This window comes from Kitasatospora sp. NBC_01246 (assembly GCF_036226505.1).
GTDB lineage: Bacteria > Actinomycetota > Actinomycetes > Streptomycetales > Streptomycetaceae > Kitasatospora.
This window is the reverse complement of sequence record NZ_CP108484.1, coordinates 523,065-538,980: the sequence shown is the minus strand read 5'-3', so window position 1 is coordinate 538,980 and position 15,916 is coordinate 523,065. Positions and strand designations below refer to the sequence as shown.

The following is a 15,916-nucleotide window of genomic DNA, read 5'->3' as shown; positions in this document are numbered from 1 at the left end:
AAATCCGCAGGAACCGGCACGACCAGCCGCGGCCGGTTTGGGACGCAGGGCCGTGCTCGCGGCGGGCGCGGTGCTGGCCGCCGGGATCGGCGCGGCCGCCGAGGCGCTGGCGGGCGACGTCCTGGCGCCGGACGAACGGTCGCACCCCGCCGGCCCGCCGCCCGGGTCGGCGGTACCCTTCCACGGGCCCCGGCAGGCCGGGGTGACGGAGCCTCAACTGCCTGTCGCACAGCTGCTGTCGTTCGACCTCCCGGCGACCACCGCGGCCGCGGACCGGCAGACCCTCCGCGCCGTCCTCGACGCGCTGACCCGCACCCTCTCCGGCGCGGCCGCCGGTACGCTGCCCGACCCGCGCCTGGGGACGGGCGTGCCGACCCGGCTCGCCTCCCTGGTCGGCGTGGGTCCCGGACTCGCCTCCCGGCTCGGCCTGAACGTGCCCGCCGGACTGGCCGACCTGCCGCCGTTCCCCGGCGAGCGCCTCGACCCGGCGCGCAGCCACGGCGATCTGGTGGTCCAGCTGTGCGCCGCCGACCGCTGGACCCCGACCGTCGTCGCGGAACTGGCCACCGCCGCCGCGAAGGCCGCCGGCCTCGTCCCCCGCTGGACCCAGTCCGGTTTCCTGCCCCTCACGCCCAGGGGCGTGACACCGCGGAACCTGTTCGGCTTCAAGGACGGCACCGCCAATCCCGACGACGACGCCGCCCGGCAGTGGGTCTGGGGCCCGCCGGGCCCGCACGAGAACGGGACCGTCCTCGTGTACCGCCGGATCCGGATGGACGTCGCCGGCTTCGCGGCGCTCCCCGGGGACCGGCAGGACGCGGTGATGGGCCGCCGCGGCGGCGACGGCGTCCCGCTCACCGGTACCGCCGAGCACGACGACCCGGACATCTACGCCAAGAACCCGGACGGCTCCTACGTCATCCCCGCGTCCGCGCACGTCCGCCTCAGCAGCCCCCGTCTCGACGGCGGCGCCCGGATGCTCCGCCGCAGCTACAGCTACGACGACGGCCTGAACGACCGCGGCCTGCTGTTCTGCGCCTTCATGCGCGATCCCGCCCTCTTCACCCGGGTCCAGAACCGCCTGGCCGAACGCGACGCGCTGGGTCCGTTCGTCGAGCACCAGGCGTCGGCCGTGGCCTATGTGCTCCCCGGCGCCGCACCGGGCGGGACGCTCGGCGAACAGCTCTGGGCGTAGGGCCGCCGGCGGTCGCGCCCGCCGGGCCGGGTGAGAGCTACGACCCCCGAGCACGTCGCTGGGAGGACCGGCGACCGGTCCTCCCAGCTCTCGCCCGCCCCGACCCGGCGCCGGGGCCGGAAGCGGCGCCGGACCAACGCCGGCTAGCAGACCGATGAAGATCTTGGGCACGGGACCGCGCCGGTGCGGCTCAAGGCGTGGGGGTTGGTGGACGAAGGAAGAGAAGCGGGTCGTCGTGTGCGGGGCTCTCACTGCCCCGGGGCGGTCCCTTTTCGTGAACGGAGATCTGATGCGACTGTCCGCGCGCTGCGCGTCCGCCGCTCTCATCCTTCTCATTCCGCTGGTCGCCTCGCAGGGTGCGGCAGCCGACGGCCCGTCCGGGCGGGCCGTTGCGGCCCCCCTGCACAGGACGGCCGCAGCTGTGCCCGGCGAGTACATCGTCACGGTGGACAAGGCCCTGGACCCGGCTCGGGTGGCGGCCAGGGTCGGGGGCGTCGAGCCGCTGCACACCTACCGGCACGCCCTGAACGGGTTCTCCGCCCGGTTGGACGCCGCCCAGCTGGAGCGGGTGCGTGCCCTGCCCGGGGTGGAGAGCGTGGAGGAGAACGGCGTCGTGAGCGCGCCGGACGCCACCACGACGCCCGCCTCCCAGCACCGGGAGGCAGCCACCAGCTGGGGCCTGGACCGCATCGACCAGCAGACGTGGGACCCGGTCAACGGCAAGGGCGACGGGGAGTTCAACGTCAAGGGTGACGGTGCCGGTGTGACCGCCTACATGATCGGCACCGGCATCGAGTACGGCCACGACGAGTTCGAGGGCCGCGCCACCCTCGGCACCGACACCATCGGCGACGGCAAGGAAGGGGCCGACTGCCAGGGCCAGGGCACCCACGTCGCCGGCACCGTCGGCGGCAAGACCTACGGCATCGCCGGCAAGGTGAACCTGGTGAGCGTACGCGTTCTGGGCTGCGACGGCAGAGGCACCTTCGAGCAGCTCATCGCCGGCATCGACTGGGTCACCGCCAACGCCAAGAAGCCCGCCATCGCCAACCTCTCCCTCGGCGGGGACAGGAACGACGCGCTGGACAAGGCCGCCACCGCGCTCTCCGACTCGGGCGTCCTGCCCGTCGTCGCCGGTGGCAACAGCGCCAAGGACGCCTGCTTCATCTCCCCCGCCGCCGCCCAACGCGTCCTCACGGTCGGCGCCTCCAACAAGTGGGACGAGGAGACCAGCTTCAGCAACTTCGGCCCCTGCCTGTCCCTCTACGCGCCCGGCGAAGGCATCACCTCCGCCAAGCTCGGCGGCGGCAGCGCCACCCTGGACGGCTCCTCCTTCAGCGCCCCGCACGTCACCGGCACCGCCGCCCTCTACCTCGCCGCCCACCCCGACGCCACCCCCGCCGACATCAACGAGTGGCTCGACACCGAAGCCACCAAGGACACCCTGACCAACATCACCAAGTCCAGCCCCAACGCGCTGCTGTACACCGGCGGACTCTGACCTGCCCTGGCACACAGCCGCCGCCCCGCCGAGCCCACAAGGCCGGCGGGGCGGTCCCACGTCAAGGCCCACACCATGTACGGCCCCCACCCGAAGCCCAATACAGCTCCGCACATGATCGACCGGACAGGGCTGGGAGACTGATGAGGATGTGGGTTCTGGCCCTGCCGCGTGAGTGGTGGGGCCAGACTCGTGTCTGTGGCAACGGGGGAATGGGCCCGGGAGACGGTCGGGCCGGATGTGTGGGAGACCTGCCGTCTCGAAGAGCCAGGGCACCGGCTGTTCCTCAAACCCGCCCCGATCCGAGCCGCCGTCCCGGGCGGCTTCCCCCGCCTCAAACGCCACCGCGCTGTCGCCACCAGGTACGACAAACTCGCCGTCCGCTACGAAGCGACCGTGCTGATCGCAGCCGTCAACGCATGGCTCTGACCAGTCCGGTCTACGGCAGAAAGCACCGGAAAACACGTTGGGGAGGACCCACCTCACCTGACACCCTGGCACGATGCTGCTCAAATTGACCGGCTCCAGCTGCTCGGGCAAGACCACGCTCGCCAACGCCGTGGGCGAACGACTTGAGAAGGCCGTCGTGCACGACTTCGACGAACTCGGCGTGCCGGAAGGCGCCGACCGTCAATGGCGCAACCGCATGACCGAGATGTGGGTGCGTCGCGCGCTGGAGTACCAGGACCACGGACTCGATCTCCTGCTGACCGGCCAGTCCCCGCTCGGGGAAGTCCTGGCGGTGCCTTCGGCGCCACTGCTGGACGGCATCGCGGTATGCCTGGTCGATGTGTCCGACGAGATCCGGCGCCGGAGACTCACCCACCGCGACCCCGGCCGGTGGGACCCGCCGGCGGTCGACGCCTTTCTCGGATGGGCCGACTGGCACCGCAAGCACGCGCGGGACCCCCGATACCGGCCCGACGTCATCATCAACGACAGCTGGCCGGAGATGGCCTGGCAACACTGGACCGAGTGGACGGCCGACGACCGGCGATGGTCCACCCACCTGATCGATACCACGGACCAGCCCATCACCGACTCCGCAGACCAGGTCACGCAATGGATCGCCGGACAACGCGAGGCCCTCCGATCCGGCCGCCTCGCACTATCACGAGGCTGGCCAGATCAGACAACCTCCGAGGTCGACCCCACCTCTTGATCCACTTTCGCACCAGCTAGACGCCGCGGACTTCGAACTCCCAGAGGGAGTAGCCCCAGGTGGTCGCACGCTGGGTGGCGTACATCCGGATGTAGCGGCCGGTGCCGTCGAGTCCGGTGAGGGTGCTGGTTCCACCGGTGCCGGTGGTGGTGGAGTAGACGGTGCGCCAGGTGACGGCGTCGTCGGAGACCTGGATCCGGAAGGCCCGGGCGTAGGCGGCCTCCCAGGTCAGCTTCACCTCGTGGACGGTGCGGGTGGTGCCGAGGTCGACCTGCAGCCACTGGGGGTCGGTGTACTGGCTGGACCACCGGGTGCCGTAGCTGCCGTCGGTGGCGCCGGTGGCCGGCAGGTCCGCCGTCTCGGTGGAGGACGCGGTGGTCGGCCGGTTCAGCGCCAGGTCACCCGGGCCGGTGTCGGTGGGCTGCCCGGGAGCACCGCCGACGGCCGCGATCACCTGCTGGAACCCGGTGTAGGAGGCCGCCGGCCTCGGTGATCCCCAGGTCTGCTGGGCCAGGGCCCGCAGGGGGTTCCTGATGCCGGCCGCGATCTGGGTCGTGGTCTCCGCGTCGGGCCGGTCGCACCACACGTGCAGGAGCGACCCGCTGTTGCGCGAGCGGTCGTCGATCGTGCCCCCGTTCTGGAAGATCCCCGGGTTCCACTGCTCGTACATGTAGGTGGTGTTGGGCTTCGCGCCACCGAGGACGTAGTAGGTGGGCGTCCAGGAGCTGTTGACGATCCGGTGGCCGGTGTTCAGCAGTTGTTGAGGGGTCATCCCGAGGTTGTACCAGTAGTCGACGGTGATGTCGGCGTTCACGGGTATGGTGCCGTCGCCGCCGCTGATGCCGTCGTTCCACATGCGTGCCGTCCTGCCGCCGGCGCGCACGATGCCGTCGGCCCACCGCACGAACCCGTAGTAGACGTCCTTGGCCTTGGCGTTCGCGCCGTACTGCTGCCTGGCGTAGGCGAGCAGCTGGGGGTAGGACCCGTAGTCGACGCCGTACTCGTCGGCGCCCAGGTGCCAGGTGCCGTGGGGGAACAGCGGCATGAACTCGGTAATCAGGTCCTTCATCAGGACGTAGGAGGCGGGGTTGGAGAGGTCGATGTTGCTGCCGTCGGGGGTGCTTCCGTTGGCCGCCCGGAGCTTGAGCTCGGGGTGCGCGGCGAGGACGGCGTCCATGTGCCCGGGCATGTCCAGCTCGGGCAGGACGGTCACGTGGTACTTCGCGGCGAACGCGACGAGGTCGGTGATCTCCTGCTTGCTGTAGTGGTCGGCGGAGACGATCTCCGGGTGGGTGGAGCTCTCCAGGCGGAAGCCGAAGGTGTCGTTGAGGTGCAGGTGCAGGGTGTTGAGCTTGGTGTACGCCATGTCCCTGATCTGGTTCCGCAGCCAGGGGATGGGGAAGAACTTGCGGCCGGTGTCGACCATGAGGCCGCGCTCGGGGTAGGCCGCCCAGTCGCGGGCGGTGCCGGCCGGGATGGTGGGGGAGAGCTTCAGCAGCTGCAGCACCGAGCGGGTGCCGTAGAACGCGCCGCCGTCGGTCGCGGCCTGGATCCGGACGGACGGGCCGACGGTGAGCGAGTAGCCCTCGCTGCCGAGGCCGGTGTCGGCGGAGCCCAGCGTGAGGAAGATGTCGCCGGTCGCGACCGAGGCGGCCGATCCGGTGGTCCGGGCCACGGTGATGCCGGTCAGCGCGGCGATGTCCTCGGCGAACACGGCGGATTCGTCGGCCAGTTGGGAGGCGTAGGCGCTGTCGGTGACGATCCGCGAGCCGGTGCCGAGCGTGTACGAGGGGCCGGAGCCCGCACTCCACTGCTGGAGCGCGGGGATCGTCTGCGGGGCGGTGCCCGCCGCGACCGCCTGCGGCGGGGTGGTGGCCGTCACCCCCGCGACGGCCAGAGCGAGCACGCCCAGTAGGCGTACCGGGAGTCGAAGACCCTTCATGGGTGATCCTCCTTGGTGGGGCAGGGCGTTGTGACGCCCATGGTCTAGACCAATAGCACGCACCTTGCGTCGGAAGTACAGTGCAAACTCCTGATCGATGTCAATGGACTACGAGCAACAGTTGGCAGTCATTGATCAACAATCGTCATTCGGCTGGTTCTGGTCCATGAGACGGCCCCGGTCCCGGCGCATGAGGCACATGAGACGCCCCCCCGCCCCCCGAGACCGCGGGGGGCGGGGCCTGGCGCCGGTCAGGTGCCGCGGGGTTCCTCACAGCTCCCGGACCTGCGGCGGGTTGCCGCCGGAGGAAATGGAGAGCGTCCCGTGCTGGATCTGGAGGTTGCTGTTCCTGACCGGCGTCCCGTTGCCCTTGGCCATCGAGACGCTGCTGGCGCCGTAGGTGACGGCCCCTCAGGCCAGGAAGCCCCGGAGCAGGGCAGCCGTCCCGGCGAGGTGCTCCTCGGTGGCGCGGCGGGCGGCCTCGCCGTCGCCGTCCAGGATCGCCCGGACCATCGCCCGGTGCTGGTCGGCGGCGTGCTCGATGTTGCGGTCGAGCATCGGGATGGCGTTCAGCAGGTCGTTGAGGCGCATCCGGGCCTCGGCGATGCCGGTGGCCAGCGTGCGCGAGCCGGTGAGTTCGCCGACGGCGAGGTGGAAGCGCGAGTCCAGCTGGCGGTACCGCTCCGCGGGTGCGCCCTCCAGGTCGGCCAGCCGGCGCTCCAGGTAGGCGCGCTGGTCGGGGGAGAGGGTGCGCCGGGCGGCGGCCTCGGCGGCGCCGGTCTCCAGCACCAGGCGGTAGGTCAGCGCGTCCTCCAGTTCGCCGCCGAGGTCGCGGACGGCGCGGCGCAGCTCGCCGACGTCCGGCGGCGGCATCCGGTAGGTGACGAAGGTGCCGCCGTAGCGGCCGCGGCGCGACTCCACGCAGTCGGCCTCCTGGAGCGTGTGGAGGGCCTCGCGCAGGGTCTCGCGGCTGACCCCGAGCCGGGCGGCGAGGTCGCGTTCGGCGGGCAGCCGGTCGCCGTGCCCGAAGACCCCGAGCTTGATCGCCTGCAGCAGGCGTTCGACGGTCTCCTCGAAGGCGTTGCCGGTCCGGACGGGCCGGAAGATCGCCCCGGCCTGCCAGTCCAGGCGCGCCTGTTCGCGTGCTTCGTCGACGTCCACGCCGGAATCGTACCTATGAGCGCCCTCCGGTACGCACCTTCCGACTCGCGCCCCCGGAGCCCTTGACGCGGCCCTGCCGCTGGGTGAACGATGCTGCTCACCCACCTCAATGGTCTGGTTCCAGACCATTGGAGAGCCGCCCGACCGTCTGACCCGCCGGGAGCCGCGCACCACACCGCCGTGGTCGCGCACGGCCCGGCACACCCTCAACCCCCAGGGGTGCCCATGACCGACGAACGCTCACCCGACCACCCTGCCCCGCCGGTGTTTCCGGACGGCGCACCACCCGTTTCCGCCGACGAACAACGCCTCCGCGAGCTGGGCTACACCCAGGAGCTCGCCCGCTCGATGTCGGGATTCTCCAACTTCGCCGTCTCCTTCTCCATCGTCTCGATCCTGTCCGGCTGCCTCACCCTGTACGGGACGGGGATGAACGCGGGCGGACCCGCCATGATCATCTGGGGCTGGCCGGTGGTCGGCCTGCTGACGCTCTGCGTCGGGCTGGCGATGGCCGAGATCTGCTCCAGCTACCCGACCGCCGGCGGCCTCTACTACTGGTCCGCCAAACTCGCCCGCAGCCGGGGCCCGGCGTGGAGCTGGTTCACCGGCTGGTTCAACTTCCTCGGCCAAGTCGCGGTCACCGCCGGGGTCGACTACGGCGCCGCCTTCTTCACGAACGCCTTCCTCAGCCTCCAGTTCGGCTTCGCAGCCGGCCCCGCGCACACCGTGGAGATCTTCGCCGTCATCCTGGTGCTGCACGGCCTGCTCAACACCCGGGGCGTGCGGCTCGTCGCCTTCCTCAACAACCTGTCCGTCTGGTGGCACCTGGTCGGCGTCGCCGTCATCGTCGGGGTGCTCGTCCTCGTGCCGGACCGGCACGCCTCCGCGTCCTTCGTCCTCACCGAGTTCGTCAACAACACCGGCTTCCACAACCAGCTCTACGTGGCCATGCTCGGTCTGCTCCTCGCCCAGTACACCCTCACCGGCTACGACGCCTCCGCGCACATGACCGAGGAGACCCAGGACGCGGCCCGCTCCGGCCCGCGCGGCATCGTCAACGCCATCACCGTCTCCCTGGTGGCCGGCTGGATCCTGCTGCTCGGCATCACCTTCGCCATCCGCGACTACGACGGCGCGCTGCACAGCGACACCGGGGTGGCGCCGGCCCAGATCTTCATCGACGCGATCGGCACCAACGGCGCCGAGCTGCTCCTGCTGATCGTCATCGGCGCCCAGTTCTTCTGCGGCATGGCCTCCGTCACCGCCAACTCCCGCATGATCTACGCCTTCTCGCGCGACGGCGCACTGCCCGGCTCCGCCCTCTGGCACCGCATCGACCCGCGCACCCAGACCCCCGCCAACGCGGTCTGGCTGGCGACCGGCGGCGCGCTCCTGCTCGGCCTGCCCGCGCTCTGGAACTCCACCGCGTACACCGCCGTCACCTCGATCTCGGTCATCGGCCTGTACATCTCCTACGTCATCCCGGTCTACCTGCGGCTGCGCCAGGGCGAGGCCTTCCCGCGCGGCCCGTGGCACCTGGGCCGCTGGAGCCGGGTGATCGGCACCGTCGCGGTCGGCTGGACCGCCGTGATCACCGTCCTGTTCATGCTCCCCACCGTCAGCCCGATCACCGCCGAGAGCTTCAACTACACGCCCGTCGCCGTCACCGCGGTGGTCGGCTTCGCCGGCCTCTGGTGGCTCGCCTCCGCCCGCCACTGGTTCACCGGCCCCCGCATCCACGAGACCCCGCCGGGGCCCGCCGCACCGGACGCCGAAGACGCCGAACTGGAGATCCGTTGAACAGCAGGCTCACCCTCGACGAGCTGCGCGCCCGCGTGGCCGACGGCTCCGTCGACACCGTCGTGCTCGCGATGACCGACATGCAGGGCCGCCTCCAGGGCAAACGCGTCGCCGCCGGCTACTTCCTGACCGACGTCGTCCCGAACGCCGCCGAGGGCTGCGGCTACCTGCTCGCCGTCGACATCGACATGAACACCGTGGACGGCTACGACATCTCCTCCTGGGAGAGCGGCTACGGCGACCTCACCCTGCGCCCTGACCTCGCCACCCTGCGCGCGGTGCCCTGGCACCCGGCCACCGTCATGGTCCAGTGCGACATCACCCAGCACGACGGCACGCCCGTCGCCGTCTCCCCGCGCCAGGTGCTGCGCCGCCAGCTGGACCGGCTGGCCGGGTACGGCTGGCAGGCCCAGGCCGCCACCGAGCTGGAGTTCATCGTCTTCCGGGACACCTACGAACAGGCCTGGGACAAGGACTACACCAAGCTCACCCCGGCCAACCAGTACAACGTGGACTACTCCGTCCTCGGCACCGGCCGGATCGAACCCCTGCTGCGCAGGCTGCGCAACGGCATGGCGGGCGCCGGCCTCACCGTGGAGTCGGCGAAGGGCGAGTGCAACCTCGGCCAGCACGAGATCGCCTTCAAGTACGCCGACGCCCTCACCACCTGCGACGACCACTCCGTCTACAAGACCGGCGCCAAGGAGATCGCCGCGCAGGAGGGCTACAGCCTCACCTTCATGGCCAAGTACGACGAGCGCGAGGGCAACTCCTGCCACATCCACCTCAGCCTCCGCGACGAACAGGGCGCGCCGGTGTTCGCCGGGGACCGGCCGAACGGGTTCTCCCGCACCATGGAGCACTTCCTGGCCGGACAGCTCGCCTGCCTCGCGGACTTCGCGCTGCTGTTCGCCCCCACCGTCAACTCCTACAAGCGGTACGTACCCGGCAGCTTCGCGCCCACCGCGATCGCCTGGGGACGCGACAACCGCACCTGCGCCCTGCGGGTGGTCGGCCACGGCCCCTCGCTGCGCTTCGAGAACCGCGTCCCCGGCGGCGACGTCAACCCCTACCTCGCGGTCGCCGCCCTGATCGCGGCCGGCCTGCACGGCATCGAGCAACAGCTGGAACTCGAACCGGAGTTCACCGGAAACGCCTACGCCTCCGACGCCCCCCGGGTACCGGCCAACCTGCGCGACGCGGTCACCGCCTTCGAGCGGAGCGCCGCCGCGGGTGAGGCCTTCGGCAAGGACGTCGTCCGCCACTACGCCCACGCCGGCCGGGTCGAACTCGCCGCCTACGACCGGGCGGTGACCGACTGGGAGCGCCGCCGCGGCTTCGAACGGCTGTGACCGCGCCCGACGACCCCGCCCGACACCGATGCCCCCGCCCGACACCGACCCGCCCCCGGGCGCCCGACACCGACGACCCCGCCCGACACCGACCCGCCCCCCCCGGGCGCCCGACACCGATGCCCCCGCCCGACACCGACCCGCCTCCGGCGACCGTGACCACAGAGAGCGACCGTGAACCCTGACCGACGCCCCCTGATCGGCATCACCAGCTACCAGGACGAGGCCGCCTGGTCCGTCTGGCGCCAGCGCGCCAGCCTCGTCCCGCAGACCTACGTGGACTCCGTCGCCGCGGCGGGCGGCACGCCCGTGCTGCTACCGCCGCAGCCCGGCGACGCCGGCCCTCTGCTGGACGCGCTGGACGGCCTGGTGCTGGCCGGCGGACCCGACATCGACCCCGCCCGCTACGCCGCCGAGGCCGACCCGCGGACCGGCCCACCGCACCAGGCCCGCGACGACTGGGAGCTGACCCTGCTGCGCGGCGCCCTCGACCGCGACCTGCCGGTGCTCGGCGTCTGCCGCGGCATGCAGCTGCTGAACGTCGCCCTCGGCGGCACCCTCCGGCAGCACCTGCCCGAGCGGAGCCACCAGATCGTCCCGGCCGAGTTCGTCCGCCGCCGCGTCGACGTCGAGGCGGGCAGCCGACTGGCCGCCGTCCTCGGACCGGCCGCCGAGGTCAACTGCTACCACCACCAGGCCACCGACCGCACCGGAAGCGGGCTGCGCGTCACCGCCCGGGCCGACGACGGGACGGTCGAAGCACTCGAACTGCCCGGCCAGCGCTTCGCGCTGGGCGTCCAGTGGCACCCCGAGACGGACCCGGACGACCCGCGCCTGTTCCGCGCGCTCGTCGAGGCGAGCCGCCTTCCCGCCGATCACGCTTCCGCACGCCCCAGGGAGACGACCCGATGACCGACCCCGACCTCTACCAGGTGGTCAACCCCGCCACCGAGGAGGTGATCAGCACCGTCGAACTGGCCGGCCTCGCCGAGACCGACGCCGCCGTCGCCCGCGCCCGGGCCGCCTTCGACACCTGGCGCCGGGTCGCCCCCGCCGACCGGGCCCGGCTGCTGCGCGCCTTCGCCGCCGCCGTCGACGGCGACCGGGAGCACCTCGCCGCCCTGGAGGTGGCCAACGCCGGCCACACCATCGGCAACGCCCGCTGGGAGGCCGGCAACGCCCGCGACGTCATCGAGTACTACGCCGCCGCCCCCGAACGGCTCTTCGGCCGGCAGATCCCGGTGGCCGGCGGCCTTGACGTCACCTTCCAGGAACCGCTCGGCGTCGTCGGCGTCATCGTGCCCTGGAACTTCCCGATGCCGATCGCCGCCTGGGCCCTGGCCCCGGCGCTGGCCGCCGGCAACACCGTCATCGTCAAGCCCGCCGAACTCACCCCCCTCACCGCCCTGCGGCTGGGCGAACTCGCCCTCGAAGCCGGCCTCCCCGAGGGCGTGCTGCAGATCCTGCCCGGCCGCGGCCCGGTGGTCGGCGCACGCTTCGTCACCCACCCGGACGTGCGCAAGGTGGTGTTCACCGGCTCGACCCGGGTCGGCAAGGAGATCATGGCGGGCTGCGCCGCCCAGGTGAAGCCGGTCACCCTCGAACTCGGCGGCAAGAGCGCCAACCTCGTGTTCGCCGACGCCGACCTCGCCAAGGCCGCCGCCACCGCCCCCTACGCCGTTTTCGACAACGCCGGCCAGGACTGCTGCGCCCGCTCCCGGATCCTCGTCGAGGCCTCCGTCCACGACGAGTTCATGGCGCTGCTGGAGCCGGCCGTCCGGGCCGTGCGGGTCGGCGACCCGGCCGACGAGAAGACCGAGATGGGCCCGCTGATCTCCGCCGCCCACCACGCCCGGGTCGCCTCCTACGTCCGGGACGAGTCGGCGGTCGCGTTCCGGGGCACCGCCCCGGACGGCCCCGGCTTCTGGTTCCCGCCGACGGTGCTGGCGCCCGTCCGGCACGACGACCCGGCGTTCACCGAGGAGATCTTCGGACCGGTCGTCACCGTCGTCCCGTTCCGCGACGAGGAGGACGCGCTGCGGATCGCCAACGCCACCGAGTACGGCCTCTCCGGGTCCATCTGGACCAGGGACGTCGGCCGCGCACTGCGGGTCTCCCGCGGCGTCGAGGCCGGCAACCTCTCCGTCAACTCGCACTCCTCGGTGCGCTACTCGACGCCCTTCGGCGGCTTCAAGCAGTCCGGGCTCGGCCGCGAGCTCGGCCCGGACGCCCTCGCCGCCTTCACCCAGACCAAGAACGTCTTCATCTCCACGGAGGAATGATCAGCATGAGCGAGCGACTCGACGGCCGGGTGGCCGTCATCACCGGCGCGGGCAGCGGCATCGGTCTGGCCACCGCCCGGCGGTTCGCCGCCGAGGGCGCCAAGGTGGTCTGCGTGGACCTCGACCCTGAGACCGGGTCCAAGGCCGCCAACGAGGTCGGCGGCCTCTTCATCCAGGCCGACGTCACCGACGAGGACGCCGTCCGCGACCTCTTCCAGCAGGCCGTGGACGAGTACGGGCGGCTCGACATCGCCTTCAACAACGCGGGCATCTCCCCGCCGGACGACGACTCGATCCTCACCACCGGCCTGGACGCCTGGAAGCGCGTCCAGGAGGTCAACCTGACCTCCGTCTACCTCTGCTGCAAGTACGCGATCCCGCACATGCAGCGCCAGGGCAAGGGCTCGATCATCAACACCGCCTCCTTCGTGGCGGTGATGGGCGCCGCCACCTCGCAGATCTCCTACAGCGCCTCCAAGGGCGGGGTACTGGCGATGTCGCGCGAGCTGGGCGTGCAGTTCGCCCGCGAGGGCATCCGGGTCAACGCCCTCTGCCCGGGGCCGGTCAACACCCCGCTGCTCCAGGAGCTCTTCGCCAAGGACCCGGAGCGCGCCGCCCGCCGCCTCGTCCACATCCCCGTCGGCCGCTTCGCCGAGCCGGAGGAGATCGCCGCGGCGGTCGCCTTCCTGGCCTCCGACGACTCGTCCTTCATGACCGCCAACACCTTCCTCGTCGACGGCGGCATCTCCGGCGCTTACGTCACCCCGCAGTAGTTCCCACCGCACCGCCAGGACCGGCCGGCGCACCACGGGGTGCGCCGGCCGGCCGCTTGACGATTACTGGCCGTGGCGTCCGGGGGCGACGTCGCGGCGATCTCGCGTGGGCACTCCGTGAGAACGCTCCGGCATGAGGCTCCGGCCACCGTGAAGCGGAAACCCGGTGTGGGTGCAACCTTTCGACCCGCTCACCGCATCTACCTGATGTCAGGGTGCTGTGAGGGGGAGGGGTGCTTCAGGTGTAGTCACGGACACGCGGACCCGGGGCGGGTGTCGGCGCCCGGTCGTCGCCGGACCGGTGGTTCGTCAGCGTTCTCCTCATCGGCGGGGTCTTCTCGGGAATTCACCGGAGACCCTTTTTCCGCATGCCGTCCGAAGAAATACGCGGCGGAATTCACGGGCAGGCTCCGGGTATCTGTGACACGGCCGGGACATTACCGTTCGACTGATCGTTCGATGCGTCAGAAATGGGCGCTAGCATTCCGGCATGGCTTCTCAACTTCCCCCGACATGGAATGCGTCCGACGCCGGAGAGAACCCGCCGGCGCGAAGTTCGCCGCTGCGGCTGGTCCGCCACGGTGGGACCTTCCTGGGCGTGAGCGTGGTGTCCGGTGCGCTGCTGGCCGGTGTGGCCCTGCCCGCCGTCGGCGCGTTCGGGCTGACCGCCAAGAGCACGGCGGAGAGCTTCGAGGACATTCCGGGCGAATTCAAGACGCCGCCGCTGACGCAGGCCACGCAGATCTTCGACGCCAAGGGCGGGCTGATCGCCAAGGTCTACGAGCGCGACCGCACCGTCATTCCCGCCGACCAGATGTCCCCGTTCATGCGCCAGGCGCAGGTCGACATCGAGGACGCGCGGTTCTACGAGCACGGCGCCGTGGACCTCAAGGGCGTGCTGCGGGCGGCCGGCAAGAACGCGGAGAGCGGCACCGCCTCGCAGGGTGCCTCGACGCTGACCCAGCAGTACGTGAAGAACGTCAACGTGGAGAAGGCCGGCGAGGACCAGGCGGCCGTCCTGGAGGCGCAGCGCAAGACGCTGGGCCGCAAGATCCAGGAGCTGAAGGTCGCCATCAAACTGGAAGAGGAGATGACGAAGGACGAGATCCTCACCAACTACCTGAACATCACCTTCTACGGTCACGGCGCGTACGGGGTGGAGGCGGCCTCGCAGCGCTACTTCGGCAAGAGCAACAAGGACCTCACCGTCGCCGAGGCCGCCACGCTGGCCGGCATGGTGCAGAACCCCTCGCTGTACGACCCGGTGCGCTTTCCGGAGAACACGGTGAAGCGCCGGAACGTGGTGCTCGACAAGATGGTCGAGAACAAGCACCTCACCGCGGACCAGGCGAAGGAGGCGAAGGCCGCGCCGCTGGGTCTGCAGTACCGGGAGCCGCAGAACGGCTGCATCACCGCGCAGGCCGGCATGGGCTTCTTCTGCGACTACGTCCGGCACGCGGTGAAGCAGGATCCGGCGTTCGGCGCGAGTGCCGCCGAGCGGAAGAGGTTCTGGGACCAGGGCGGTCTCAACATCTACACCACCATGGACCCGGACAAGCAGGCCGCCGCCCAGAACGCGGTGACCACCAAAGTGAAGGTCACCGACTCGGTGTCGGCCGCCGCGACGATGATGGAGCCGGGCACCGGCAAGATCCTGGCGATGGCCCAGACCCGCCCCTACGGCCTGGACGCGAAGAAGAACCAGACGGTCGTCAACCTCAACGTAGACGCGGCGATGGGCGGCGGCAACGGCTTCCAGCCCGGGTCGACCTTCAAGCCGATCGTCGCGGCCGCCGCGATGGAGGCGGGCCTGTCGCCGGTCACCGAGTACTCCTCCCCGAACAAGCTCGAGTACCCGACGATGAAGACCTGTGCGGGCACCTGGAAGAACACCGACAAGCCCAAGACGGTGGTGCCGAACGAGTCCGCCAGTGAGAAGGGCCCCTACCAGCTGAAGGAGGCGATGGCCCGCTCGATCAACACCTACTTCGTGCAGATGGAGCAGGAGATCGGCCTCTGCTCGGTCAAGCAGATGGCGAACAAGCTCGGCATCACCACCCGGGCCAGCGGCAAGCCCCTGGACGAGGTGCCGGCGATGGCGCTGGGCGTGGAGGAGATGAGCCCGCTGACCATGGCCAACGTCTACGCGACCTTCGCCGCCGGGGGCAAGTACTGCGCCCCGACCGCGATCAACAAGATCACCACCGTGGACGGCAAGGACGTCGCCGTCCCGGCCGCCAACTGCGGCCAGGCGTTCTCCGATTCGACGGCCCAGGTGCTGAACACCATCCTCAACGGCGTGACCGCGGACGGCACCGGCTCGGCGCTCAACCTGGAGGGCGACCGGCAGATCGCCGGCAAGACCGGCACCTCGGACAAGAAGCGGGCCGCCTGGTTCAGCGGTTACACCCCGCAGCTCGCCACGTCGGTCTGGCTCGGCGGGCCGGCCGGCGGTGTCGAGATGCGCAACATCACCATCGGGGGCAAGCACTTCTCGGAGGTGTTCGGCGCCGACGGCCCCGGCCCGATCTGGCAGCTGGCGATGAACCTGGCCCTTCGCGGGGAGCCGAAGAAGTCCTTGAAGATGGCCGACATCCCCGACCCGGCGCCGAAGACCGACCCCAGTGCCAGCGGCTCGACCCCGCCGTCCGCTCCGCCGGCCACCACCCCGGCCGGTCCGCAGCACTGACGCCCGCGGATGGTCGGGGTGCGCGCCCCGACCACCCGCCGTGGTTCTCCCGTCGCCGG

11 protein-coding genes and 1 pseudogene are annotated in these 15,916 nt (G+C 71.2%); 10 read left to right on the top strand and 2 right to left on the bottom strand.

What is annotated here, in order from left to right:
• The first annotated feature begins 37 nt into the window (after positions 1-37).
• The 4 genes and pseudogenes from OG618_RS02360 (at position 38) to OG618_RS02345 (ending at position 3,858) form a co-directional block, all read left to right on the top strand.
• Positions 38-1,195 carry a Dyp-type peroxidase gene (locus OG618_RS02360; protein ID WP_329485428.1) on the top strand — a complete coding sequence of 386 codons (1,158 nt, stop codon included), beginning with the start codon at positions 38-40 and terminating at the stop codon, positions 1,193-1,195.
• A gap of 289 nt (positions 1,196-1,484) precedes the next feature.
• Complete coding sequence (locus OG618_RS02355) at positions 1,485-2,696, top strand: S8 family peptidase (RefSeq protein ID WP_329485427.1); 1,212 nt, start codon at positions 1,485-1,487, stop codon at positions 2,694-2,696.
• A gap of 324 nt (positions 2,697-3,020) precedes the next feature.
• A pseudogene (locus OG618_RS02350) lies at positions 3,021-3,125 on the top strand (IS5 family transposase); the annotation flags it as partial.
• 73 nt (positions 3,126-3,198) lie between these two features.
• Positions 3,199-3,858 (top strand): hypothetical protein, encoded by a 660-nt coding sequence (locus OG618_RS02345; protein ID WP_329485426.1) that lies wholly within the window; start codon positions 3,199-3,201, stop codon positions 3,856-3,858.
• 16 nt (positions 3,859-3,874) lie between these two features.
• Here OG618_RS02345 and OG618_RS02340 read toward each other — a convergent pair whose 3' ends face one another.
• The gene (locus OG618_RS02340) at positions 3,875-5,800 is read right to left on the bottom strand and encodes a family 20 glycosylhydrolase (RefSeq protein WP_329485425.1); all 1,926 of its coding nucleotides are present in this window, start codon (positions 5,798-5,800) and stop codon (positions 3,875-3,877) included.
• A 411-nt stretch (positions 5,801-6,211) separates the two neighbouring features.
• On the bottom strand, positions 6,212-6,961 hold the full coding sequence (locus OG618_RS02335) for a FadR/GntR family transcriptional regulator (RefSeq protein WP_329485424.1): 750 nt from the start codon (positions 6,959-6,961) through the stop codon (positions 6,212-6,214).
• 225 nt (positions 6,962-7,186) lie between these two features.
• Between OG618_RS02335 and OG618_RS02330 the strand changes: the two genes are divergently transcribed.
• The 6 genes from OG618_RS02330 to OG618_RS02305 all read left to right on the top strand — a co-directional run bounded on the left by OG618_RS02330 (position 7,187) and on the right by OG618_RS02305 (position 15,857).
• Positions 7,187-8,761 carry an amino acid permease gene (locus tag OG618_RS02330; RefSeq protein WP_442906738.1) on the top strand — a complete coding sequence of 525 codons (1,575 nt, stop codon included), beginning with the start codon at positions 7,187-7,189 and terminating at the stop codon, positions 8,759-8,761.
• The gene (locus tag OG618_RS02325; RefSeq protein WP_329485423.1) at positions 8,758-10,113 is read left to right on the top strand and encodes a glutamine synthetase family protein; all 1,356 of its coding nucleotides are present in this window, start codon (positions 8,758-8,760) and stop codon (positions 10,111-10,113) included. The genes OG618_RS02330 and OG618_RS02325 overlap by 4 nt, the downstream gene beginning before the upstream one ends.
• A gap of 174 nt (positions 10,114-10,287) precedes the next feature.
• Positions 10,288-11,025, top strand: coding sequence for a gamma-glutamyl-gamma-aminobutyrate hydrolase family protein (locus OG618_RS02320; protein WP_329485422.1), 738 nt, complete (start codon positions 10,288-10,290; stop codon positions 11,023-11,025).
• Positions 11,022-12,395, top strand: coding sequence for an aldehyde dehydrogenase family protein (locus OG618_RS02315; protein ID WP_329485421.1), 1,374 nt, complete (start codon positions 11,022-11,024; stop codon positions 12,393-12,395). Before OG618_RS02320 ends, OG618_RS02315 begins: the two co-directional genes overlap by 4 nt.
• On the top strand, positions 12,392-13,168 hold the full coding sequence (locus OG618_RS02310; protein ID WP_442906737.1) for a 3-oxoacyl-ACP reductase: 777 nt from the start codon (positions 12,392-12,394) through the stop codon (positions 13,166-13,168). The genes OG618_RS02315 and OG618_RS02310 overlap by 4 nt, the downstream gene beginning before the upstream one ends.
• A 598-nt stretch (positions 13,169-13,766) precedes the next feature.
• On the top strand, positions 13,767-15,857 hold the full coding sequence (locus OG618_RS02305) for a transglycosylase domain-containing protein (protein WP_329485419.1): 2,091 nt from the start codon (positions 13,767-13,769) through the stop codon (positions 15,855-15,857).
• The last annotated feature ends 59 nt before the right edge of the window (positions 15,858-15,916 follow it).

Excerpts from the sequence above, each read along its gene's own strand:
- OG618_RS02355 (WP_329485427.1), top strand. The coding sequence starts at position 1,485 with ATGCGACTGTCCGCGCGCTGCGCGTCCGCCGCTCTCATCCTTCTCATT.
- OG618_RS02345 (WP_329485426.1), top strand. The coding sequence starts at position 3,199 with ATGCTGCTCAAATTGACCGGCTCCAGCTGCTCGGGCAAGACCACGCTC.
- OG618_RS02340 (WP_329485425.1), bottom strand. The coding sequence starts at position 5,800 with ATGAAGGGTCTTCGACTCCCGGTACGCCTACTGGGCGTGCTCGCTCTG.
- OG618_RS02330 (WP_442906738.1), top strand. The coding sequence starts at position 7,187 with ATGACCGACGAACGCTCACCCGACCACCCTGCCCCGCCGGTGTTTCCG.
- OG618_RS02315 (WP_329485421.1), top strand. The coding sequence starts at position 11,022 with ATGACCGACCCCGACCTCTACCAGGTGGTCAACCCCGCCACCGAGGAG.
- OG618_RS02310 (WP_442906737.1), top strand. The coding sequence starts at position 12,392 with ATGATCAGCATGAGCGAGCGACTCGACGGCCGGGTGGCCGTCATCACC.